The following is a 22,943-nucleotide window of genomic DNA, read 5'->3' on the forward strand; positions in this document are numbered from 1 at the left end:
ATTAAATAATTGCGCAGGGAGTCTATCCTTTTGGTAATGTGGCAGCATCTTCTCCTAATTGCAATTTTGTAAAGTATTTGCTTTCCAAGTGAACCTGATGTGCACTGGCACCAACTTGATTGATTAACTCGATTGCATATGGATCATTGCGATAATCCTTTAAGTAATGAATCTTTTTGATTCCAGCCTGCAGCAAAGCTTTAGTACACGCCAAACATGGAAAGTGTGTCACGTAAACCTCCGCTTGATCCGTCGCGATCCCCAATTTAGCACACTGCAATAACGCGTTCATTTCCGCATGAATCGTTCGTAAACAATGTCCGTCAACAACATAACAGCCTTCATCTATACAGTGGACATCGCCGCTGACTGAACCATTGTACCCTCCGGCAATGATTCGCTTGTCTCGCACAATAGTCGCGCCAACCTCCAAACGAGTACACGTGCTTCTTAATGATAGTAAAACGGCCTGCGCCATAAAATATTGGTCCCAAGGAATTCTTTCTGTTGTCAAATTTGTCGTCCTCTCTTTCGATCTTTCTTATATTGTAATCGAGTCCCTTAAATTTTCAAGCGTCTTTTCGCCAATTCCGGATACTTTGGTCAAATCTTCTACCGTATGAAAACTGCCATTTTCTTCACGGTATTTTATGATGTCCGCAGCACGCTTTTCACCGATTCCTGATAACTGCTGTAATTCAGCTGCGTCAGCTGTGTTGATATTGATTTTTGCTGTTTCTGAGTTTGAGCCTGTCCCACCTCCAGTTGGGCTGACTTCGTTGATTACAGGGACTTCTTCTCCGATTTTTGGCACATAAATAATTTCTTGATCTGCTAATAATTTTGAAAAATTCATTTGGTTTTGATCCGCATCCTCTGTAAATCCACCTGCCAAATCAATCGCATCCATTAAACGCATACCTTGTCTGATGCGATACATGCCAGTCTTTTTGACTGCGCCCTTAACATCAACGTACCACTCCTGACTGCTTGATTCAGTTGTTTTCCCTATGCTGCTTTCCGTTGAAAAGAGTGCTGGATCAACGGTTTCCTCCTCAGGCTCTCTAGTTAAAAAGAAAAAAACAGCAATCATTAAAACCACGGGAACCGCAAACAGATACGGATACTTCTTGAGAAAATCTTTCATAACACCCTCCTTTAAAATAAAATACGCAATTTTTCTAAAAAACGTTTATCAGACAATCTTTTTTAACAAAAAAAGTGCTGGACGCATTGTCCAACACCTTTATAATAGTTATTTCATTTTTTCTAAATAGTCTAACGCATCCTGTACCGTTTTGACCGGTACAATCTTCATATCGGTCTTTAATTCTTTAGCGGCCGCTTTGGCTTCTTCATAATTTGACTTGATACCAGGCTGCGCTTTTTTCATCTCTTTAATAATCTCATCATCTGGTGCAAAGAATACCTTGTTATTGCTGGCAGCGGCACTAGCAACTTTTTTATCGATACCACCGATTCGACCAACTTCACCTTCTGAATTGATCGTTCCGGTTCCAGCGATTTTTTTACCCTGACGTAAATCTTTATCAACGAGTTGTTCATAGATTTCCAATGTAAACATTAAACCAGCTGAAGGGCCGCCAATGTCTCCGGCATCAACTTTCACTTTCTCCTGTGAATCGATCTCTGTGTGGTCAGTCAATGTAATGCCAATTCCCGGTTTTTTATCGGTGGGAAGCTTAATCAATTTTTCTGTAGCTTCCTTTGTTTCCCCATCATGTGTGTAGGTCACCTTCATTTTCTGACCAACTTTTTGCGATTTTACATATTTCATGAAATCTTCGCTGCTGGTAAAGGTTTTTCCATCGGCCTTCGTGACCGTGTCTCCCACACTGATCTTTCCAGAAAAGTTTGAGTTCTTTTCAACACCCAGCACATAAACCCCTTTATACTTCATCTCATAAGGTTTATTTGCTAATTTTAATGCCTGCTCAATCGCAAAATTTTGAGAGGTTTCCATATTAAATTTTTGAATCTGCATATATTCATCATCGCTGGCTCCGCCAGTCAGTTCATCTGCAGAAATAATTTCATGGAATGGTTCGATCTTTGATTTGATTGCAGTAAAAACGGTGGCTCGCCGAATTCCGACAGAAGTTAAACTGAAGGAACCCTTATCTTCATCTTTTTTATCATTAACAGTAATCAATTCTTTCAGGTCGATTGTCTCTCCAGGCTCTTCGATGTAGTAAGGTATCGGTACAATCACACATGCTACTACTACTAAGGCTAAGAAAATAAGGGCTAATCGTTTGACAAGTTTATTATTTTTCACTATTCTCACGCTTCTCTTCCAACGCCTGATAAACTGCCTCAGGCAAATATTCTTTGACATCCCCATTAAATGTCCATACTTCTTTTAAAATTGACGAACTAATATGACTATATTTTGGCTCCGCCAGTAAAAAGACTGTTTCTAGTTCTTGATCAAGATGTCGATTCATCAATGCGATCTCTTTTTCATACTCATAATCCTTTATACTGCGGATTCCTCGCAATAGGAATTTTGCCCCAAGCTTTTCGGCTACAGACACGGTTAATTCGTTCTCTTGAGTGATCACACGCACATTCGGGATGTGTTTGACAGATTCCTTTACGATAGCAAGTTTTTCTTCCGAAGTAAAGTAACTCTTTTTACTTGTATTCACGAAAATGCCGATGATTAACTCATCAAATAATTTCGCACCTCGCTCAATTGTATCCATATGTCCCATTGTCAATGGATCAAAGCTACCGGGAAAAAGCGCGATTCGTTTCATCTTAATCCTCCCAATCATAGATAGTTACAGCAGTAATGCCATAATCATGGCGCTTGCGTTCTTTTAATTGACCAATCTTCTGTGGCAGTATAACATCTTTATCCGTCTCGCAAACAACTATCGCCTGATTTGTTAATAGCTCATTATCCAGCAGCATTTCAATTTGCTTCACAATTTCCTGCTTCGCGTAAGGCGGGTCTAAAAGCACCAGATCAAATCTCAAATCACCATCTGCCAATTGCTTAATGGCTTGATTTGCCGGCATTTTCATTAACTGAAAGGACGCATCACGTTTAGTCATTGAGACATTTTCACGAATAATTTCCATGGCACGATAGTTTTTTTCGACTAGAACCGCTTGTTCCATTCCGCGAGAAACTGCCTCTATTCCAAGCGAACCGCTGCCGGAGAACAGGTCTAATGCAGCACCACCGTCAAAGTAAGGACCAATCATATTAAACATTGCTCCCTTCACCTTATCTGTCGTGGGTCGTGTGTTGTTTCCCGTTAATGTTTTTAACTTCCGACCGCCAAATTCACCTGCAACTACACGCATGATCCCATGCCTCTCTTTCCTGCTAAAATATCTCTACTAATTTAATAAAGCTCAATGGAATAATCATATTATCAAAGAAAAAGATGAAAAATGTTTGAAAAAATCAGACATTTTTCACCTTACTTAGACTGTTTCTGCTAATCGAATCTTTGTATTGGCTTCTACTACATCCAACTCATCATCATCTTTCACTTGATAAGCAGCCTTCGTTCCAATCCGATCTGCAAAATTCATTTCGATATCTGGGCGATAAGACCGTTCCACTTGACGCACAAAATGCAGCGTCTGAAGTTTTTCTTCCACTTCCTCGACTGTCTCTTCATTCACATACAATACCACATATTTCATCTTTCTTGAGACAAAATGAACCAAGCCGTATCGCTTTAAAGTTTTTAATTGCTTCAAGGAATAGACCCAAACAATTATTCCTCGTCTTTTTTGCATTATAAATTCAGTATTATCCATGACAATTCCCCTTACAACTATGATTCCCTGTTTCAAAAAAAGGATTTCCAGCATCAACCTTGATCTCCGCTGAAATCGTCTGTGCGATACGTTGACCAACTTCATCTAATAATTGTTGAAGATCCGTTTCTGCTAAACGAAAGGCTGCCACTTTCTCGTTAAGATCAAGGGCACGTTTACTCAATCGAACGCTTCGCTGCAGTTGGCGGTAGTCAGGTGCATACTCCCCATAGCTTGCAATTTGTTCGAATTTATCTTTCTCTTTTTGAAAAGCCTTTTTGAGCTTTGCAACTTCTGGACTCGTGTTCATCTCTGTTCTTTTTAGCAGATAGTTTTTATAGCTTTGACTCGCTAGTATTTCCTGAATCAGCAATTGATTCTGATCCTCTAGCTGAAAGAAAGCATCATTAATAATCAACTTATTCACTATCCTTTGTTTTTTCTGGTTCCTGTAACAAGACTAGCACACTTTCTTGATTAATTGCAACGCCAAGATCCGCATCAGGTGTACGAAATACTTCATTCAAATGCTCTCGACTAATCCAATTAAACAGATTGAATAAAGGATCGACCATTGGTGAATAGAACAAGCCGCTTTGGTAGTCGATTTTTTCATGTTTAGCTAAATCCTTAAATTCAGCTGCTGATAATTCAAAAGACAAATTACTTAAATGTGCCCCTTGATCAGTCTGCCACTCTTCTAAACGCTCATTAGACAGCACTCTTTTTGGTCTTGTTAAGAAGCTTTTTAAAAGCTTTTTACTATCCTCCATTGATTGATCAGGTGCCGTTAATTTAGGCAATTTATTTAAATTGCGATACTGATTGATTGCTTCAATCGTCCGCGACTGCTTTTGTGCATTCAACACATTCCAATCAAGATTACTTTCTTGTATTCGATTTGCTAGAGGATTCCCACTGTTGATCTGATAAGGCATCAAGCGTAATAGATTTTCTAAGTCTAAGAAGACTGCACCTATCAGTTTTTCATTGTCGCTGTTGAAAAAAAGCATCGCAAACGTGTTGTTTTCAAACGCAATCAATGGACGGAAACGCATGTCATTCTCGCTCAATTCGATCGCCACAGGTTCCTCGTCATAGGTCAGAGCAAAATCTGCCGATAAATTGATTTGATCAGATAGCTGACTGCTAGTCATTCCAAACTTAAATGGTTCAATAGCCGCCTTTTTAGCCATCACTTTGATTGTACTAACTTTACCAGCTTCTACATTCACTTCCAGAATACCACGCTCAAGCTCATAATCCCGAGTCTGAAAGAAAAATCCGCTATCTTCTATCTTTGTCGGACGACCAAATTTTTGTTCAAAGGTATCAATGGGCTGAGAAATATATTGAGCATAGCCTTCTGTTTTGATTGTTTGATGCTTCAACGCCTTATGACGTACCACTTGATTTTTTTGCTCAACCGGTACTTGCTTTTGCGTAGGCGGAAAGAGGACTGGCTGTAAATAGTAACCAATCAAAACGATACATAAAATACTAAGAAAACCAATCACTCTTTTCACACAACAACGCTCCTACTTAATAATGCTTATTTTTCTTTTACTTCAATTAATAAATCGCCGGAAGAAATGCTTTCGCCCTCTTCAACGTATAAATGTGATACCTCGCCTGCAAAACGTGCATCAATGGAAGTCTCCATCTTCATCGCTTCGGTAATCAGCAATGGTTGACCCTTCTCAACATGATCGCCTTTTTTCACTAAGACCTTCAAGACCGATCCGGTCATTGTCGCGCCGATTTGTTCACGATTTGTTGGTTCAACTTTACGTTTCGTTTGGACGGCACTCTTGATTGACGCATCCTTAACAAGAATTTCACGACGTTGACCGTTTAAGTTGAAGAAGAGTGTCCGATTTCCTTCTACATCTGCTTCTCCGATTTCATCTAAACGAATAATCAGTGTTTTCCCTTTTTCAATTTGAACATTGATTGTTTCACCAAGACGCATGCCAGTAAAGAACGTCGGTGTATCTAACAACGTAACATCTGCAAATTGTCCATAGGATTTTTGATAATCCAAGAAGACCTGCGGATACATTAGATAACTTAATACATCTGTCTTACTTGGCTCAAAGCCGATTAACTCTTGTAATTCTTGCTTCACTTTTTCAAAGTTCACAGGTTCAGCAAATTTACCTGGACGTTCTTGCATTGCTGGACGTCCTTGTAAAATGATACGTTGTAGCTTTTCAGGGAAGCCGCCAACCGGCTGACCAAGCTCACCCTGGAAGAAGCTGACAACTGACTCAGGATAACTTAATTCATCTCCATGATCATAGATATCTTCTTCTGTCAGCTCGTTTTGCACCATAAATAATGCCATGTCACCAACCACTTTGGAAGACGGCGTAACTTTTACAATATCACCAAACATCAAATTAACAGTTTGGTACATTTCTTTGATCTCATCCCATTTATCGCCTAAACCGACAGCTTTAGCTTGCTGTTGCAGATTTGAGTATTGTCCACCAGGCATTTCATGATTATAAACTTCTGTTTGAGCAGCCATAATACCATTTTCAAAGCTTGCATAGTAGGGACGAACGTCTTCCCAATAATGATTGATTTGACGAACGTTCTTTAAATTTAACTCAGGCGTACGATCTCCGTATTGCAGAGCGAAATACAAACTGCTCATACTTGGCTGACTGGTTGCTCCGCTCATCGCGCTGGTTGCAACGTCAACAACATCCACTCCCGCCTTAACAGCCGCAGAAAGTGTAATAAGTCCATTTCCAGAAGTATCATGTGTATGCAGATGAATTGGTAAATCAGTTGTTTCTTTCAGCTCACTGATTAAACGGAAGGCAGCCTGTGGTTTCAATAGACCAGCCATATCCTTGATTGCAATCATATGAGCACCGATTGATTCCAATTCCTTCGCCATACCTTTATAGTAGTCAACGTTATACTTCGTACGGTTAGGATCTAGGATATCACCTGTATAACAAATCGCTGCTTCAGCGATTTTGCCCGCATCCCGAACATATTGAATGCTTTTTTCCATTTGCGGAACCCAGTTTAAGCTATCAAAGATACGGAAAACATCTATGCCGTTATGAGCCGCTTCTTTAATAAATTCTTCTAATACATTGTCTGGATAATTAGAATAGCCGACTGCATTTGAGCCACGGAACAGCATTTGCAGCAATGTATTCGGCATTGCTTTACGTAATAATTTCAGACGCTTCCAAGGATCTTCCGTCAAGAAGCGATAAGCAACGTCAAAAGTCGCCCCGCCCCACATCTCGCTTGAGAACAATTCAGGAATACCTTCTCCCGTCGCTTGAGCTACATTTAGAAGGTCATGTGTACGAACTCGCGTAGCTAATAAGCTTTGATGGGCATCTCGGAAAGTTGTATCCGTTAATAAGACAGAATCTTGTTCTTTGACCCATTTAGCAACTGCTTCTGGACCAGATTGATCCAAGATATTTTTCGCAGTAACGATTTCTCTTTTCTCAATTTTTGGCGCCCGTGGTGTTTCAAAATAGCGTTTTTCTTGTTTTTCGATTCCAGGAAACCCGTTAACTGTAATTTCAGAAATATAGCGCATCGTTTTATTTCCACGGTCACGAACGCGTGGAAACTCAAATAATTCAGGCGTATTATCAATAAAGGTCGTCTTCGCGTCACCACTTTGAAAAACAGGATGGCTAATCACATTGTGCATGAAAGGAATATTGGTCTTCACTCCACGAATCCGGAACTCAATTAAACAACGCTGCATTTTTTCGATTGCTTGATCAAAATTCAAGGCATGGGTACATACTTTTACTAATAAAGAATCAAAGTATGGCGTCACTGTTGCTCCAGCATAGGCATTTCCCACGTCTAAACGCACTCCAAAACCACCTGGTGAGCGATACGTATCAATTTTCCCAGTATCCGGCATAAAGCCATTCAAAGGATCTTCAGTCGTCACACGACATTGGATCGCCGCACCAGACATTTGGACATCCTCTTGTTTAGGCAAGCCGATTTCTTTATGCAAGTCTTTCCCTTGTGCGATCAGCAATTGCGAAGTAACGATATCCACTCCGGTAATTAATTCAGTAATCGTATGTTCAACTTGGACCCGCGGATTTACTTCAATAAAGTAGAAGTTATCGCCTTCAACTAAGAACTCAACCGTTCCAGCATTGACATAGCCAACGTGCTTCATTAATTGAACAGCCGCTTGGCAGATTTTTTCTCGCTGTTCGGTGTTCAAGGAGATACATGGTGCTACTTCGACAACCTTTTGATGACGGCGTTGTACCGAACAATCACGTTCAAATAAATGCAAAACATTTCCATGAGTATCCCCTAAAATTTGAACTTCAATATGTTTAGGATTGGCAACATATTTTTCAACGTAGATTTCATCATTCCCAAAAGCCGCTTTCGCTTCGCTTTTGGCACGATCATAGCCTTCACGAGCCTCTTTTTCATCATGAGCCACGCGCATCCCGCGACCACCGCCGCCTAGCGCTGCCTTAATCATGATCGGGTAACCATGTGATTCAGCAAATTCCAAGACGCCTTCAATCGTGTCCACCGGACCATCAGAACCAGGAATTGACGGAATTCCAGCCTCTAACGCAGCCGTTTTTGCTTTGATCTTATCGCCGAAAATATCTAAGTGATGCAACTCAGGTCCAACAAAAACAAGACCTTCTTCGCGACAACGTTTCGCGAACTCCAAGTTTTCTGAAAGGAAACCATAGCCTGGGTGAATGGCATCCACCTTTGCTTCTTTCGCTACTCGGATAATATCCTCAATATCTAGATAGGCATCAATCGGTTTTTTCCCTTTACCAACTAAATATGCCTCATCTGATTTAAAGCGATGGACCGAATATTGATCCTCCTCTGCGAAGATCGCCACCGTTTTAATGTTTAATTCGCTACACGCGCGAAAAACCCGCGTTGCAATTTCTCCTCTATTTGCTACCAATACCTTTTTCATGCACTTCACTCCTGACTTTTTAAGTATTCATACTCGATTGCAAGCTTCGTTCGTTTTTCATCCGCACTGATATTCAATGCAAATGCTACGCCCACTGACAACACGAGTAAGCTATTTCCTCCTTGACTCAAAAACGGGAACGTGATCCCAGTCAAAGGAATAATTCCCAAAATACCACCAAGATTAATAAAAACTTGTAATAACAACAAACTTCCAATTCCAATACAAATCAAAGAATTGAAAGGCTTCTTCGAACGAATTCCAACCAAGTAAATTCGTGCGATCATAAAAATCAAAATTGCTAATATAACAAAAGCGCCGATCAAACCAACTTCTTCTATTACAATAGAGAAGATAAAGTCAGTATGAGCTTCACTTAAAAAACCTTTTTTCTCAATACTATTACCAAGTCCGCGACCAAACCAGCCGCCGTTAAACATCGCATAATAACCATTGACCATTTGATGGCCGGTATCCAACTCGAATTTAAATGGATTTTTGAAGCTTTCAAATCGACTGGCAATGTATTTTAATTTCCCAGGAAGAACCTTATCACCAAAATGAGTTAAAAATTCGATGACTAGAAAACTTCCGGTAATTCCAACACCACCAATAATTAAGCTGTAAACCCAGTTGACTCCACTGGCTAATAACAAAATCAAGGCCAATAAAGTGATGATAGCTGCATTCCCCATATCGGGTTGAATAGCTACTAAAAAGATCATAGCAAAAACTAAGATCAATGGGCGTTTCATATCATTGATGAAATTGTCTTGGATCGTTTCCTGACGCTTCGATAAAATATATGAAAGATACCAAATGACCATGATCTTCAAGTATTCAGCTGGCTGCATAGTGAAGCCCCCGATATCGATCCAGCCTTTGGCCCCATTTCGTTCATCACCAAAAAAAAGAACGACGATTAGTAATATAAAGATCAAATACGTAACAAAAATGATCAGCTGCTGACTTTTCAGCACGTCTGTCTTCATCTTGTACATCAAACTAATCACAACTAAACTTAATACCCAGAAAATCCCTTGGTTCATTACCAGACTTGTCGGGTTCGCATTATTCGTAATCAATAAATAGGAAGTTGAACTATAAACAAAAATCAAACCGATCACAGTCAAAATTAAATAAGGTATCAAAATACTATAGTCTAAAAAATGACGTTTCTTTATCTTCTTAGGCAAGAGTTAAGCCTCCCAGCCGGCATCCGTCATATCTTGACGATTCTCGTACAATTCCGTATATAAACGATTCAGCTCTGCTTCCAATTCACTAAGCATCTTCTGTCCTTCTCCTCGCTTTAATATACCAACCTTTTCAGCAAAGAAGACCTGACGGGAAAAGCCATACATTTGTGTATCAACGACTTCCTCGAAGGCTTTACATTGAGAGATACAAAGGCTATTTGTTTGATTGCGAATCAACAATTTGATTCGGTCAGCATCCTCTTGTAATACTTTAATGGCAAAATCAGAAGAAATATTTTCCATTTTGCTTCCCTCCTATCTTGATTCAACATTATAACATAGAAAAATTTTAAAAAGGAAAAAAATAAGTGAGACTAAGCTTTTTCTAAACTCTTTGTTCGGATTTTGAGTTTTACACAGCCAATCTAATATTACATAAAGATTACAAACTAAAAACTTAAGCGAAAAACGCGAAAAATCAATTCTTTTTTGTTTTCCTCTTGTGAAACAAATAAGTAATATGAAACATAACAGTTTTTTATCATTTTACCCGTTCATATTTTCTTAGTAGGACTAAAAAAATTTCTCAATTATTTCTTTCGGAAGCTTGATTCTCCACGACAAATAGCCCGCTGGTTAGCAGGCTAAAAAATTCTATTTGTATGAAAAGATGCAAGTTATCATCCACCTCATACCAACGTTGGATTTTTTGATGAGCTGGACACAACGATTACTCTCGTTTACGAATTCGCTCGAGTAACCGCTTTCGTTTTTTCTTAGGTTTTGCAGGTGGAGATTCCTTGTTCACCGCAGCGACGATCGCTTCCTGTGGTGCCTCTTCCGTGCGTTTTCCGGTGACAATCAGCTTCGCTGGGACGGATTGATCGTCTGCCTCGATAGTCAATGGTTCGATTCCCGCAGGAAAACACGCATTGATCAGCATGAATGCTTGACTCTCATTCAAATCCCACGAATGGTAGCCACTTGGCAGCTCAATTGTTTGGACGAAGCGATTCGGCTGCGGCCATTCTTCGGTAATGATTAAATCCTCCGGAATCCGAATCGTTTCCGGAACTTCTCGATTATTATCAGGTGTCTTCGACTGTTTTATTGGTTCTTCCATTGTTTGGACAGCTGCTGTTTGGTCCGTTTGAGACTGTGCTGATTTTTTGGCAGCTTTTCCATCATTAAAAATGGTTCTTTCTGTTTTTTTGATAATTTTGGCATGGCGGACTTCTTGAAATAATTCAACGCCATTTTTTTCAAATAGTTTTAGTTTCGTCAATTTTGTTAATGAAGCTTTAATCTCTTCTGCTGATTTGGATAAATCAACATCCTTTATGCGCAGTCGATGGGATTTGCCATCGCTTTTGCCGAATTCTGCTGCTAATGTATAGGTTGTTTGCATATTTTTAGTCCTTTCTAGTTTCTTTCATCTCACTATTTTCTCCATTTTCTCCGCAGGTCCTCGTCATGAGCCGACCAATCCTGCTAAAGGTTCTTTAATAAATTGTGTAAACAAGGTCTTCAGCTTTTCCACAACATAGGTCTTTGCTGGAAACAATTTGATTTCTAATAAGCGCCATTCCTTCTTCTCGAAGTATTCTGTAAAAAACAGATAGTAGCGGCGCAGTGAACGATTCGAACGTGTCCGCATAAAAATGTGACGCACAAGATCGGCTAGTACAAAAGCGAAATCCGCTTCTGTTAATTCTTCTCGTACTTGAAGCGCTATCAAACATTCGAGCGCGCCATCGCCATCATTCGTTTCACGATAATACTGACTAATACGTTTTTCTAAATTCTTACGTGTTAAAGTGAATAGCTGAGACTCACTTAAGCCATAATTTTTCATTGATTTATCTCCTTTTTCAAAATAATACTTGTAACTCCTTTTTTAACCCACTAAATCCGAATCTGGTGACACCCAATCACCAACTTGAAACCGAAAACAATGCTTTTTTGTCCCTGAGCAAAACATAATCCTTTTTTGAAATTCTTTCAATATCAACTTTTTTTGAAAAATATAGAAATAATCCCACTTTAAGATGATTTATTAAGTTTTTGTTTTCAAAACACTTAAACACTAGCGTTTAGAACCTATCTATGACCATTTCGACTCTCTAAAATAACGAGTTTTTAACAAAAAAAGACCACGCTAAAAAGCGCAGCCTTCAATCATTTACTTATTCAACAGCTAATTTACGTTTCTTCGCTGCTTTTTCACGTTCAGATTTGTTTAGAATTTGTTTACGTAGACGAATCGTTTCTGGTGTGATTTCACAGTATTCATCATCATTCAAGAATTCTAAAGATTCTTCCAATGTTAAGATACGTGGCTTTTTAATGACTGACGTTTGGTCCTTCGTTGCTGAACGAACGTTTGTCATTTGTTTAGCTTTCGTGATATTTACGCCTAGGTCTTTATCACGGCTGTTTTCGCCGACGATCATACCTTCATAAATTTCAGTACCAGGTTCAACGAAGACCGTTCCGCGTTCTTCGACACTCATGATTGAGTACATCGTTGCTTTTCCGTTATCTACAGAAACTAATGCACCGTTACGACGTCCGCCGATAACGCCTTGAATCAATGGTAAATATTGATCAAAGGTATGGTTCATAATACCGTAGCCACGAGTCATTGATAAGAATTCTGTTGTAAATCCGATCAAACCGCGAGCTGGAGCCAAGAAAACCAAACGAACTTGACCATTTCCTGAATGAATCATGTCTTGCATTTCTGCTTTACGTTGACCAAGAGCTTCGATTACGCTGCCCATGTATTCTTCTGGAGTATCAATTTGAACTCGTTCAAATGGTTCGCATTTCACACCATCAACAACTCTTTCGATTACCTCTGGACGTGAAACCTGTAATTCATACCCTTCACGACGCATGTTTTCGATCAGGATTGACAAGTGCAATTCACCACGACCTGAAACAGTCCACGCATCTGGTGAATCAGTGTTTTCAACCCGCAATGAAACGTCTGTGTGTAGTTCTGACATCAAACGTTCTTCGATTTTACGAGACGTTACATATTTCCCCTCACGTCCGGCAAACGGTGAATTATTCACTAAGAAAGTCATTTGTAATGTTGGTTCATCAATATGCAAGATTGGTAATGCTTCTTGATGGTCAACAGGTGTCACTGTTTCCCCGACGAAGATATCCTCCATCCCAGAAACAGCAATCAAATCGCCAGCCTTTGCTTCTTGGACTTCTAAACGTTGCAAACCAAAGAAACCAAAGATTTTCGTTACACGGAAATTTTTAATCGAACCGTCAAGCTTCATAACCGAAACTTGGTCGCCAACCTTCATTTTTCCGCGGAAAATACGACCGATACCGATACGGCCTACATAATCATTATAATCTAGTAGAGAAACTTGGAATTGCAATGGCTCATCGCTGTTGTCAACGGGAGCAGGAATTTTTTCAATAATGGTATCGAATACAGGAGCCATTGTTGGTTCTTGTTCTTCAGGATTATCTGATAAGCTAGAAGTTCCGTTGATTGCTGAAGCATAGATTACTGGAAAATCTAATTGATCATCGTCTGCACCTAATTCGATAAATAATTCTAACACTTCATCGACAACTTCTTCAGGACGAGCAGATGGTTTATCGATTTTATTCACCACAACAATTGGTGTCAAATGTTGTTCTAACGCTTTTTTCAATACAAAACGTGTTTGCGGCATTGTGCCTTCATAAGCATCTACAACTAACAATACACCGTCAACCATTTTCATGATACGCTCTACTTCTCCACCAAAATCGGCGTGTCCAGGTGTATCCATGATGTTGATTTTGTAGTCTTTGTAGTTTACAGCTGTATTTTTCGCTAAGATCGTGATTCCACGTTCTTTTTCTAATGCATTTGAATCCATTGCCCGTTCTTGTAAGTTAACGTGGCTATCAAGGGTATCTGATTGTTTAAGCATTTCATCAACTAGTGTTGTTTTACCATGGTCGACGTGGGCGATAATTGCCACGTTGCGGATATCTTCTCTGTAATTCAATTTTAATTGCTCCTTTTCTTGTAACGCGAGACTCACTCGATTGACAATTATAACAGAAAATCATTAAGAGTGTTAGTAAAACATTTTCATTTTTTCAGAAAAAGTCTTTTTCTTAATTTTTCTCTTCATCAAACGCTTGAATTTCCTGCATCGCCGCTTGTGTAGCACCGATAAAGAACTCACGACCTTTGAAGCTTAATGGCTTTTGGTCTGCTCCGCATGTCAGCATTCCCAATAGCTCCATCATGATTTTACCCGCCGCATAATCCCATGGACTCAAAGAACTGACATAGCCGATCTGAGTTCCTTTTAAAATCGCGATAAAATCTAATCCCGCGCATCCTAAGACCCGTACTCCCATGGATTGATTCCCGATTTCCTGTGCATGATAGATATTTTTACGATACAGAGCTAGATTCATGCCAAGCAAACCTTGATTTAAGGATTTGTTCTCTGGCGCAGAAAGCTCTTCATTATTATAGAAGACTTTTCCTACCTTTGGACCGCCCCAAAAAAGCTCATCTCTCATGACATCATAGATAAAGCCTAGCTGTCCGACACCTTCTTCGTAGACCGCGATCATGATACAGAAATTTTCTTGCTGCATCACAAAGTTCAATGTTCCGTCAATCGGATCAATAACGAACACCCGGCCATGGTCGATCGGAGTCTCATCCTGACCATTTTCCTCACCTAAAATTTTTGCTTCTGGATCAAAGGCCTTGATTTTGCTGACGATAAAATCCTGCGTCTCCTTATCAACGTTCGTAACTAGATCAGTACGTCCGCTTTTTTGATCAACCTTTAAGGCATCGCCTAATCCCGCCTTAATTCTTTCTGCTGCTTCATAAATCCAGCTAATGATTTCTTGTTCCATTTTAGTCCTCCTACATCTTAAATCGTTTAGTTGTCGCAGCTTTCGCCTTTTGTAATGTTCGATATAAAGAATAACCACTGACTTCTTGGAATTCGCGCCCGATCCGCTTTTCCTCACCGATACTTTTTATAACTGTTTTGAATTTTTTATATCCAGTCAAAAAAGCTTCTGTCTCAATACCAGATTCATTCGCTGCTTCAACAAGATTCAGAAAATTGATGACTGTCACAATCTCCTCGTGTGTCCAATCCTCATCAATTGGGTAACCATAATTTGCCATTGATTCACACTCCATTCGGAAATAGTTTACCATAGAAAATCAAAAGCTTTTATTTAAAGCTTCTCTGAAACGAATTTCTTATAAAGAGATAACCTTATCTTCTTCTGCAATTTCTCTTAAAACACTCCAAGGATTTACAACCGCAATAACATTTTCTGGAATATTTTTAGTCACGACACTCCCTGAGCCGATGATCGTATTTTTACCAAACGTGACATTCGCACCTATCCAAACATTGTCTTCAATCACGACTTTTTTGGAATAGCTCCCTGTCATTCGTTCTTCTGGATGATCGCATGATATAATCGCATGATTTCCTGCACATGGTCCAAAAAGAACATCATCACCAATGTAAATCTCACCGTCATCTAATAAAATACAATTAAAAAAACGCGAAGAAACGAGCCTGATATGAATGTTTTTATCAAACTTGCAACGAAAATCGGGTTCAAAATAATTTCTCCTGATTTTGAAGCGCTGAAGCCAAGTGAATTATTCATCTTTTAACTCCATTCTTTAAAACATATTTTTGCTGAGATAATTTAACTGATATCCTTATACATCATTATTATGCTTCTTTAACCTTTGCAAGCGTTGACTGATAAAGAATATTTAGTCGATTACCGTAATTCACATAACCGCAATCTTCTACAAAAATGTCGATAATCCGTTCACATTGCCGCTGTCCTTTGGGGTTCTTCTTTTTAACCAGCAGCAAACCATAAACAAACTTCGCGTATAAATCATGGTGAATATACTTCAAATCACGATTCGGCGTTATTTTTTCCATATATTCTGAAAGAATTTTTTCCGCCTGATCCAAATAATTCTCCTCAATCAAATAACGTGTTAGATGAAGCAGAGCATCATAACGCCACTTTCGCATTTCAAAGCTGCCGTCATACTGCTTGACTAAGCGCCTGGTATAAAAATAAGCTTCCTCTGGTTTAAAAAGATCCCCGTTATAGGTAATCAAAAAGAACTCGAACTTCCCCCAGGTTTCGGTTTCCCTCAAATAGTCAGCGATCGGTGCTAAATCAACTGTATAACTAGGCAAGAATATATAATTGTAAAATCGTTTTCCAATAAGTGCAGCAAAAAGAAATCGTTCTTCGTTGGTTTGCCGATACAATTTTTCTTGATTTTCCACGAATTTTTTTAATAAAAAAGAATTTCCGGCATGATAAGCTTGATCAATCTCTTCCTCGATTTTATACAACCAAACATCCATGCTATCGTCAATTTCAAAAACAAACTCATCGAACGTTATATTTAACCGACCTAATAATTGAAGCAAATTAGAAAATCGAATATCTCCATTTTCCCGTTCGTATTTTCGTAAAAATTGCGGCGTCACGATTCCCTCGGAAGTGTTCATAATCGATTGATTTTTCTTTTCTCGAAATTCTTGAAAAAATTTTCCCGTCACTATTTTTCATCCTCCTTTGTCAGATTCGCGTCAATGAATGGATATAAAAAATTCTATTATCTAAATCATTCTCCCTTTTACCGACGCGCTAAAGCAATGAAGTTGACAATTCAGCAGCTCATAAAATTAGTTGAACGAAACTATTGTTTCTACCACCTTAGAATACCATGAAAAAACAACAAGAAAATAAAATTATCGAAAAGATTGTTTCTAAAAAGGCGGATTTTTTCACGAACAGTTATACTTTAGTCAAACGAATAAAGGAGCAAATAAAATGAACAACCTTAGTTTATCTCAACAGTATCTGCTTTTTACCATGAATCGCCAAGGAAAAATCTCTTCACTCAATTACTACGTTGGTATGTGCCTCGTTATGGCAGGTCTTCTGGATCTGCAAAAAGCGAATGTACTCGAATTAAATAATAAGGAAGTAATTCTCCTATCAAATGAGCTGCCTGAAGATTTACAATACCTCGACTGCCTTTTGGAAAAAATCACGGGACTAAAAAAGAAACGCATCGAAGCTATTGCCAATGCGTACGGTACGACATTCTTTGAAAAAGATATCAAACAATTAGTTTCCCAGATCCGTGATTCACTTATTGAAGCCGAAGAAGTGTCAATAAAAAAAGATTCGCATGCACTTGCCTATATCGCTAAAGAAGAAACAGTCGCAAAATTGGTCTTTCGTTTAGAAAACATGAATCCATTGGATCGTGACGGATTAACCTTAGCTATTTTGCTTAAAAAATCGAGCATCTTGAAGAAGTACATTGAAAAAGAAAATCGAAAAATACTTGAGGCAAAAATTAGAGAAGCCAAAAATGAGCCTGTTTCGAAACAAACCAACACAATGATCTCTCAGCTTGATTGGCTAGTGGGGGCAATGGCTACAATAACCATTGTTTAAATGAGGGAAATAAAATCAGCTTAATTATTTTATAGGTCACTTCAGACAATTCTGCTTAACAGTTTTTCCAATAATTCAGTCTAAACTTCAGGAAGAAATATAGTCTTAAATAGGCTATAAAAAAAAGTCAAAATCCTTTTTCTAAAGGATTTTGACTTTTTTTTTAACGTTTAAATGTGGATTGGTAAGCCTAATGCTAATTCTGATGCGTCCATCACGATTTCGCCTAATGATGGATGCGGATGAATCGTCAATGCGATATCTTCTGCATTCATACCAGATTCAATCGCTAAAGCAAGTTCTGAAACCATATCACTTGCTCCAACACCAGCGATTTGACCACCAATGATAACATTGTCTTCCACGGTAGTTACTAAACGAATGAAGCCTTCTGTCTTGCCTAATGACAAGGCACGACCGTTACCAGAGAATGGGAATTTGAAGGCTTTCGCTTCAAGTCCTGCTTCTTTAGCTTCTTTGATTGTCATTCCTACTGTGGCCAATTCTGGATCAGTGAATGCTACAGCAGGCATTGCTTTATAATCAACAGCTACTTTCTTGCCTGAAATGGCCTCAGCCGCAATTTTTGCTTCATAGCTTGCTTTGTGGGCTAAAGCTGCACCAGGAACGATGTCACCGATGGCATAAATACTTGGTACATTTGTGCGACCTTGTTTGTCTACCTTGATCAATCCGCGGTCAGTCATTTCGACACCTGCTTGTTCTAAGCCCATGTCGTTCGTGTTTGGACGACGGCCTACAGTTACCATCACGTAATCTGCGTCGACACTTTCTTCTTTACCATCAACTTCATAACGAACGGTTACGCTATCGCCGTTATCAACCGCTTCGCGAGCCATTGCAGAGGTGACAACTTTAATACCCTTTTCTTTAAAATCTTTCTCAACAAGCTGCACCATGTCTTTTTCGTAGGTCGGTAAAATCTGTGCCGTACCTTCGATAATCGTCACTTCAGCACCTAAATTAGCATAAGCTCCACCTAATTCGGCACCAATTACACCACCACCGATGATGACTAATTTTTCAGGTACTGCTTCTAAAGCCAACCCACCAGTAGAGTCGATCACACGTCCGCCGAATTTGAAGCCTGGAATCTCAATTGGACGAGAACCCGTCGCGACGATCGCATTGTTGAAAGAATAGGTTTGGGCTGAATCTGGATGAATCACACGCAAGTTTTTATCATCAACAAAGAAAGCTTCCCCTTCAATGATTTCTACTTTGTGTTTTTTCAACAAGAATTTAACACCTGACGTAAGCTTATTAACCACGCCATTTTCTTTCCATTCTTGGGTTTTCGCAAAGTCTAGCTTTACATTTTCACTAGTTACACCAAACATGGAGGAATCTAGTGAATCTTGATAATGATGACCAGCAGAAATCAATGCTTTTGAAGGAACACAGCCGACATTTAAACAAACGCCGCCGATGTATTCCCGCTCAATGATCGCTACCTTTTGTCCCATTTCTGCGGCACGGATGGCGGCAACATAGCCGCCAGGTCCAGCACCGATTACAACTGTATCTAATTCAATGGCAAAATCTCCAACTACCATGATTTTATCATCCTTCCATTAATAGTAATTCTGGATCAGCTAATAAACGTTTAATATTGTTCATCGCTTTTTGTGCTGTCGCCCCATCGACGATACGATGATCGAAGCTTAATGAAAGTTTCATTACACGACCAACCGCTAATTCGCCTTCATCGTTCACGATTGGTTGTTGCGCAATCGTTCCAACACCAAGAATGGCAACTTCAGGGTAGTTAATTACTGGAGTGAACCAGCCGCCGCCAACGGAACCGATATTAGAAATCGTGATTGTTCCATTACGCATGTCATCTGCAGCCAATTTTCCATCATGAGCCAAAGCAGCTTTTTCATTGATTTCATCGGCGATTTTGAACATGCCTTTTGTATCAGCATTTTTAACGTTTGGTACATACAAGCCATGATCTGTATCCGTTGCGATACCGATGTTATAGTAATTTTTATACACAATTTCTTGCGCAGCATCATCAATTGATGCATTCAAGACTGGGTATTTTTTGACTGTTGCAGTCAATGCTTTAACCACATATGGCAAGAAGGTTAATTTCGTACCATTGTCCAAAGCCACTTGTTTGAACTTCTTACGATGATCCCAAAGTTTAGACACTTCAACTTCATCATGCAAGGTTACATGTGGTGCCGTATGTTTGCTATTTACCATTGCTTTAGCAATTGCTTTACGTGTTGGTGTCATCTTCTCACGAGTTTCCATTTCGCCCATGTTAGAAGTAAATGGTTGCGCTGGTTTCTCTGCTTTTGCAGCTGGCGCACTTGAAGTTGCTGCTGCCGTATCAGTGGCTTGAGCTTCTGATTTCGCTGGTGCTGCTTGTCCTCCATCTGAAACGAATGTGTCAATATCTTCTTTGGTAATACGTCCGCCTTTACCTGTAGCAGTTACTTGTGTGATGTCGACATCCTTTTCACGTGCATATTGACGAACAGATGGCATCGCCAATACGCGCTTGTCTGGATTGCTTGCTTCAACAACTGAAGAATCCGCTTTTGCTTCTGTTTTTGCTGTCTCTGCTGGTGTAGAGGATTCACTTGAAGATGCGCTAGAATCATTGTGTCCAGGTGCATCGATTTCTACTAAGACATCCCCAACATTTGCTACTGTTCCTTCGTCTACGATGATCTTTTTGATTGTTCCTGTTACAGGTGATGGAATTTCTTCCACTGATTTATCATTTTGTACTTCTAGTAACGTGTCGTCTTCTTCGATCTTGTCCCCAGACTTCACGAACCACTTAACGATTTCGCCTTCTGCAATACCTTCACCAATATCTGGTAATTTGAATTGGTAGACTCCGCCGCCAGCATTGGAACCGTCGCTTTCAGCTTTATCGCTGTCTGCAGTTGGTTCAGCCGCCGGAGCAGCAGGTGTTTGTGATTCAGCAGCTACACCTGAATCACCTTCATTATCTTCATGTCCTGGTGCATCAATTTCAACGAGAACATCGCCAACATTTGCTACTGTTCCTTCGTCTACGATAATTTTTTTGATTGTTCCTGTTACAGGTGATGGAATTTCTTCCACTGATTTATCATTTTGTACTTCTAGTAAAGTATCATCTTCGTTAATTGTGTCGCCAGCTTTGACGAACCATTTAACGATCTCACCTTCTGCAATGCCTTCACCGATGTCGGGCAATTTAAATTGGTAAGCCATGTTTTTTCGCTCCTTATACTAATGTATTTATTTTTTCTAAGATCCGAAAAAATAAGTCTGCTGTTTGTAACGTAGGTTTAAAATTCTACGATTTCTTTTACTTTTGCTTCAATATCTGCTGCATTTGGCAACCAGATTCCTTCTGCTTGTCCGAATGGGAAAATCGTATCTGGAGCAGAAACTCGTCCGATCGGTGCTTCTAGTGAAAGAATAGCACGTTCAGAAATCTCTGAGATAACTTGTGCAGAAACACCTGCTTGTTTTTGCGCTTCTTGAACAACGACTACACGACCAGTTTTTTCAACGGACTTAATGATCGTTTCAACATCAAGTGGTGCAACAGTACGCAAATCGATGATTTCTGCATTGATGTTTTCTTTCGCTAAGTTATCTGCTGCTTTGATCGCTTCACGAACCATTGCGCCGTAAGTGATGATTGAAACATCAGAACCTTCTTTTGTAACAGCCGCTTTATCCAATGGCACTTCATAGATTCCTTCAGGAACTTCTTCACGGAATGAACGATACAATTTCATGTGTTCTAAAAAGACTACTGGGTCATTGTTACGGATTGATGCAATCAACAAACCTTTTGCATCATACGGATTTGACGGAATAACCACGCGCAAGCCTGGAGATTGAGCCATTAATCCTTCTAAATTATCGGAATGAAGCTCAGGTGTATGCACACCGCCACCAAATGGTGCCCGAATCGTGATCGGTAAGTTTCTTGTATTTCCCATACGGTAACGAGTACGAGCCATTTGTCCAACAATTTCATCCATTGCCTCGAATACGAAACCAAAGAATTGAATTTCAGGGACAGGTCGGAAGCCTTGCAAGGCTAACCCAAAAGCAAGTCCAGCAATACCAGATTCAGCTAATGGTGTATCAAAAACTTGATCTTCACCGAATTTTTCTTGAAGACCTTCAGTGGCACGGAATACGCCGCCGTTCTTACCAACGTCTTCACCGAAAATTAAAACTTCTTTATCTTTTTCAAGCATCAGAGCTAAGGCATCTGTAATTGCTTGGATCATCGTTTTTTGTGCCATGATTATTTCGACTCCTTCGCTTCATAGAATTCAATTTGTTCTTTAATGTTTTGTGGTTGCACTTCGTACATATTTTTCAAGAAATCAGACACCTTTTGTTTAGGTACGCGGTCAGCATCAGTGATGGCCTGTTTGATTTCTTCTTTTGTTGCTTCAATCACTTTTTCTTCTTGTTCTTCTGACCATAAGCCTTTTTCCGTTAAGTATTTACGGAAACGTACTAATGGATCCTTTTTCGTCCATTCGTCGTCCATTTCTTTTGAACGGTAACGTGTTGGGTCATCCCCAGATAACGTATGTGGACCGTAACGGTACGTTAATGTTTCGATTAAGACTGGACCATTGCCATTTGCTGCCCATTCACGTGCCTTTTTAGAGACATAATAAACAGCTAGAGGGTCCATTCCATCAACCTGAATACCTGGAATTCCAGCAGCGACTGCTTTTTGTGCTAACGTTTTAGCTGCTGATTGCTTTTCACGCGGTGTTGAAATCGCAAATCCATTATTTTGAATATAAAATACAGCGTTTGCATGATAGGCGCCAGCAAAGTTGATCGCTTCGTAGAAATCCCCCTGAGATGAACCACCATCGCCTGTATAGGTAAAGACAACATTTTTACTATTACGTTTCTTCAAACCTAATGCCACACCGGCAGCTTGTACATATTGAGCTCCGATAATGATTTGAGGAGGTAAAGCCTGTAAATCTGCAGGATAGTTGTTTCCGGCAACATGTCCGCGTGACCATAAGAACGCTTCCGCTAAAGGCAAGCCATGTTTAATCAATTGTGGAACATCACGATAGCCCGGTAGTAAAACGTCTTCCTTTTCAAACGCAAATTGACTGGCTAATTGGCTAGCTTCCTGGCCAGCTGTTGGTGCGAAGAATCCTAAACGTCCTTGACGATTCAATGCAGTTGAACGTTGGTCCAATACACGAGACCAAACCATTGAAGTCATCAATTCAACAAGTTCTTCATCAGATAATTCTGGAACGAGATTTTCATTAATAATCTTTCCATCTTCATCCAGTGCCTGGTACACGGGGAAATCCGCGTTTACATCTTTTAGTAAGGCTTCAAAATCAATCGTTAACTCTTTTTCTGCCATGGTGTCACACTTTCCTCTCTTAAGTAAATTA

The 22,943-nt window shown here is 39.6% G+C and carries 23 protein-coding genes; 1 reads left to right on the plus strand and 22 read right to left on the minus strand.

What is annotated here, in order from left to right; all coding sequences use genetic code 11:
* Positions 1-22: 22 nt before the first annotated feature.
* The 18 genes from OMU_RS12625 to OMU_RS12710 form a co-directional block, all read right to left on the minus strand.
* Positions 23-514: a ComE operon protein 2 gene (locus OMU_RS12625; protein WP_016180299.1), complete on the minus strand. Its 492-nt coding sequence runs from the start codon at positions 512-514 to the stop codon at positions 23-25.
* 27 nt (positions 515-541) lie between these two features.
* The gene (locus tag OMU_RS12630; RefSeq protein WP_016180300.1) at positions 542-1,147 is read right to left on the minus strand and encodes a helix-hairpin-helix domain-containing protein; all 606 of its coding nucleotides are present in this window, start codon (positions 1,145-1,147) and stop codon (positions 542-544) included.
* Positions 1,148-1,255: 108 nt separating this feature from the next.
* A complete protein-coding gene (locus tag OMU_RS12635) occupies positions 1,256-2,308 on the minus strand; it encodes a SepM family pheromone-processing serine protease (protein ID WP_016180301.1) in 1,053 nt (350 codons plus the stop codon).
* Positions 2,289-2,783, minus strand: coding sequence for a pantetheine-phosphate adenylyltransferase (gene coaD, locus OMU_RS12640; RefSeq protein ID WP_016180302.1), 495 nt, complete (start codon positions 2,781-2,783; stop codon positions 2,289-2,291). Before coaD ends, OMU_RS12635 begins: the two co-directional genes overlap by 20 nt.
* Before the next feature lies 1 nt (position 2,784).
* On the minus strand, positions 2,785-3,339 hold the full coding sequence (gene rsmD / locus OMU_RS12645; RefSeq protein ID WP_016180303.1) for a 16S rRNA (guanine(966)-N(2))-methyltransferase RsmD: 555 nt from the start codon (positions 3,337-3,339) through the stop codon (positions 2,785-2,787).
* 123 nt (positions 3,340-3,462) lie between these two features.
* Entirely contained in the window at positions 3,463-3,810 is a 348-nt protein-coding gene (locus tag OMU_RS12650) for a YlbG family protein (RefSeq protein WP_164872461.1), read from the minus strand.
* On the minus strand, positions 3,797-4,222 hold the full coding sequence (locus OMU_RS12655; protein ID WP_016180305.1) for a YlbF/YmcA family competence regulator: 426 nt from the start codon (positions 4,220-4,222) through the stop codon (positions 3,797-3,799). Before OMU_RS12655 ends, OMU_RS12650 begins: the two co-directional genes overlap by 14 nt.
* A gap of 1 nt (position 4,223) precedes the next feature.
* A complete protein-coding gene (locus OMU_RS12660; protein ID WP_016180306.1) occupies positions 4,224-5,330 on the minus strand; it encodes a CAP-associated domain-containing protein in 1,107 nt (368 codons plus the stop codon).
* A gap of 26 nt (positions 5,331-5,356) precedes the next feature.
* Positions 5,357-8,779, minus strand: coding sequence for a pyruvate carboxylase (locus OMU_RS12665; RefSeq protein ID WP_016180307.1), 3,423 nt, complete (start codon positions 8,777-8,779; stop codon positions 5,357-5,359).
* A gap of 5 nt (positions 8,780-8,784) precedes the next feature.
* Complete coding sequence (locus OMU_RS12670; RefSeq protein ID WP_016180308.1) at positions 8,785-9,975, minus strand: FtsW/RodA/SpoVE family cell cycle protein; 1,191 nt, start codon at positions 9,973-9,975, stop codon at positions 8,785-8,787.
* A 3-nt stretch (positions 9,976-9,978) separates the two neighbouring features.
* Positions 9,979-10,281, minus strand: coding sequence for an Fpa/YlaN family protein (locus OMU_RS12675; RefSeq protein WP_016180309.1), 303 nt, complete (start codon positions 10,279-10,281; stop codon positions 9,979-9,981).
* A 427-nt stretch (positions 10,282-10,708) separates the two neighbouring features.
* Positions 10,709-11,386 (minus strand): DUF2922 family protein, encoded by a 678-nt coding sequence (locus OMU_RS12680; protein WP_016180310.1) that lies wholly within the window; start codon positions 11,384-11,386, stop codon positions 10,709-10,711.
* A gap of 63 nt (positions 11,387-11,449) precedes the next feature.
* A complete protein-coding gene (locus OMU_RS12685) occupies positions 11,450-11,833 on the minus strand; it encodes a hypothetical protein (protein WP_016180311.1) in 384 nt (127 codons plus the stop codon).
* A 331-nt stretch (positions 11,834-12,164) separates the two neighbouring features.
* Complete coding sequence (gene typA / locus OMU_RS12690) at positions 12,165-14,006, minus strand: translational GTPase TypA (protein WP_016180312.1); 1,842 nt, start codon at positions 14,004-14,006, stop codon at positions 12,165-12,167.
* Between the two features lie 112 nt (positions 14,007-14,118).
* On the minus strand, positions 14,119-14,883 hold the full coding sequence (locus OMU_RS12695) for an inositol monophosphatase family protein (protein ID WP_016180313.1): 765 nt from the start codon (positions 14,881-14,883) through the stop codon (positions 14,119-14,121).
* Positions 14,884-14,893: 10 nt separating this feature from the next.
* Entirely contained in the window at positions 14,894-15,163 is a 270-nt protein-coding gene (locus OMU_RS12700) for a UPF0223 family protein (RefSeq protein ID WP_016180314.1), read from the minus strand.
* A 78-nt stretch (positions 15,164-15,241) separates the two neighbouring features.
* Complete coding sequence (locus OMU_RS12705) at positions 15,242-15,439, minus strand: LbetaH domain-containing protein (RefSeq protein WP_016180315.1); 198 nt, start codon at positions 15,437-15,439, stop codon at positions 15,242-15,244.
* A gap of 292 nt (positions 15,440-15,731) precedes the next feature.
* Positions 15,732-16,592, minus strand: a complete 861-nt coding sequence (locus tag OMU_RS12710; protein ID WP_016180316.1) for an Rgg/GadR/MutR family transcriptional regulator — start codon at positions 16,590-16,592, stop codon at positions 15,732-15,734.
* Positions 16,593-16,866: 274 nt separating this feature from the next.
* On the opposite strand from OMU_RS12710, the gene OMU_RS12715 reads away from it, so the two are divergent.
* On the plus strand, positions 16,867-17,502 hold the full coding sequence (locus OMU_RS12715; protein ID WP_016180317.1) for a GPP34 family phosphoprotein: 636 nt from the start codon (positions 16,867-16,869) through the stop codon (positions 17,500-17,502).
* 170 nt (positions 17,503-17,672) lie between these two features.
* On the opposite strand, the gene lpdA is transcribed toward OMU_RS12715, so the two are convergent.
* From lpdA to pdhA, 4 genes are all read right to left on the minus strand, one after another.
* The gene (gene lpdA, locus OMU_RS12720) at positions 17,673-19,079 is read right to left on the minus strand and encodes a dihydrolipoyl dehydrogenase (RefSeq protein ID WP_016180318.1); all 1,407 of its coding nucleotides are present in this window, start codon (positions 19,077-19,079) and stop codon (positions 17,673-17,675) included.
* Positions 19,080-19,086: 7 nt separating this feature from the next.
* Positions 19,087-20,745, minus strand: coding sequence for a dihydrolipoyllysine-residue acetyltransferase (locus tag OMU_RS12725; RefSeq protein WP_016180319.1), 1,659 nt, complete (start codon positions 20,743-20,745; stop codon positions 19,087-19,089).
* Between the two features lie 77 nt (positions 20,746-20,822).
* On the minus strand, positions 20,823-21,800 hold the full coding sequence (locus OMU_RS12730) for an alpha-ketoacid dehydrogenase subunit beta (protein WP_016180320.1): 978 nt from the start codon (positions 21,798-21,800) through the stop codon (positions 20,823-20,825).
* A gap of 2 nt (positions 21,801-21,802) precedes the next feature.
* Positions 21,803-22,912 (minus strand): pyruvate dehydrogenase (acetyl-transferring) E1 component subunit alpha, encoded by a 1,110-nt coding sequence (gene pdhA / locus OMU_RS12735; RefSeq protein WP_016180321.1) that lies wholly within the window; start codon positions 22,910-22,912, stop codon positions 21,803-21,805.
* Between the last annotated feature and the right edge of the window lie 31 nt (positions 22,913-22,943).

It is taken from the genome of Enterococcus avium ATCC 14025 (genome assembly GCF_000406965.1).
Classification (GTDB): domain Bacteria; phylum Bacillota; class Bacilli; order Lactobacillales; family Enterococcaceae; genus Enterococcus_A; species Enterococcus_A avium.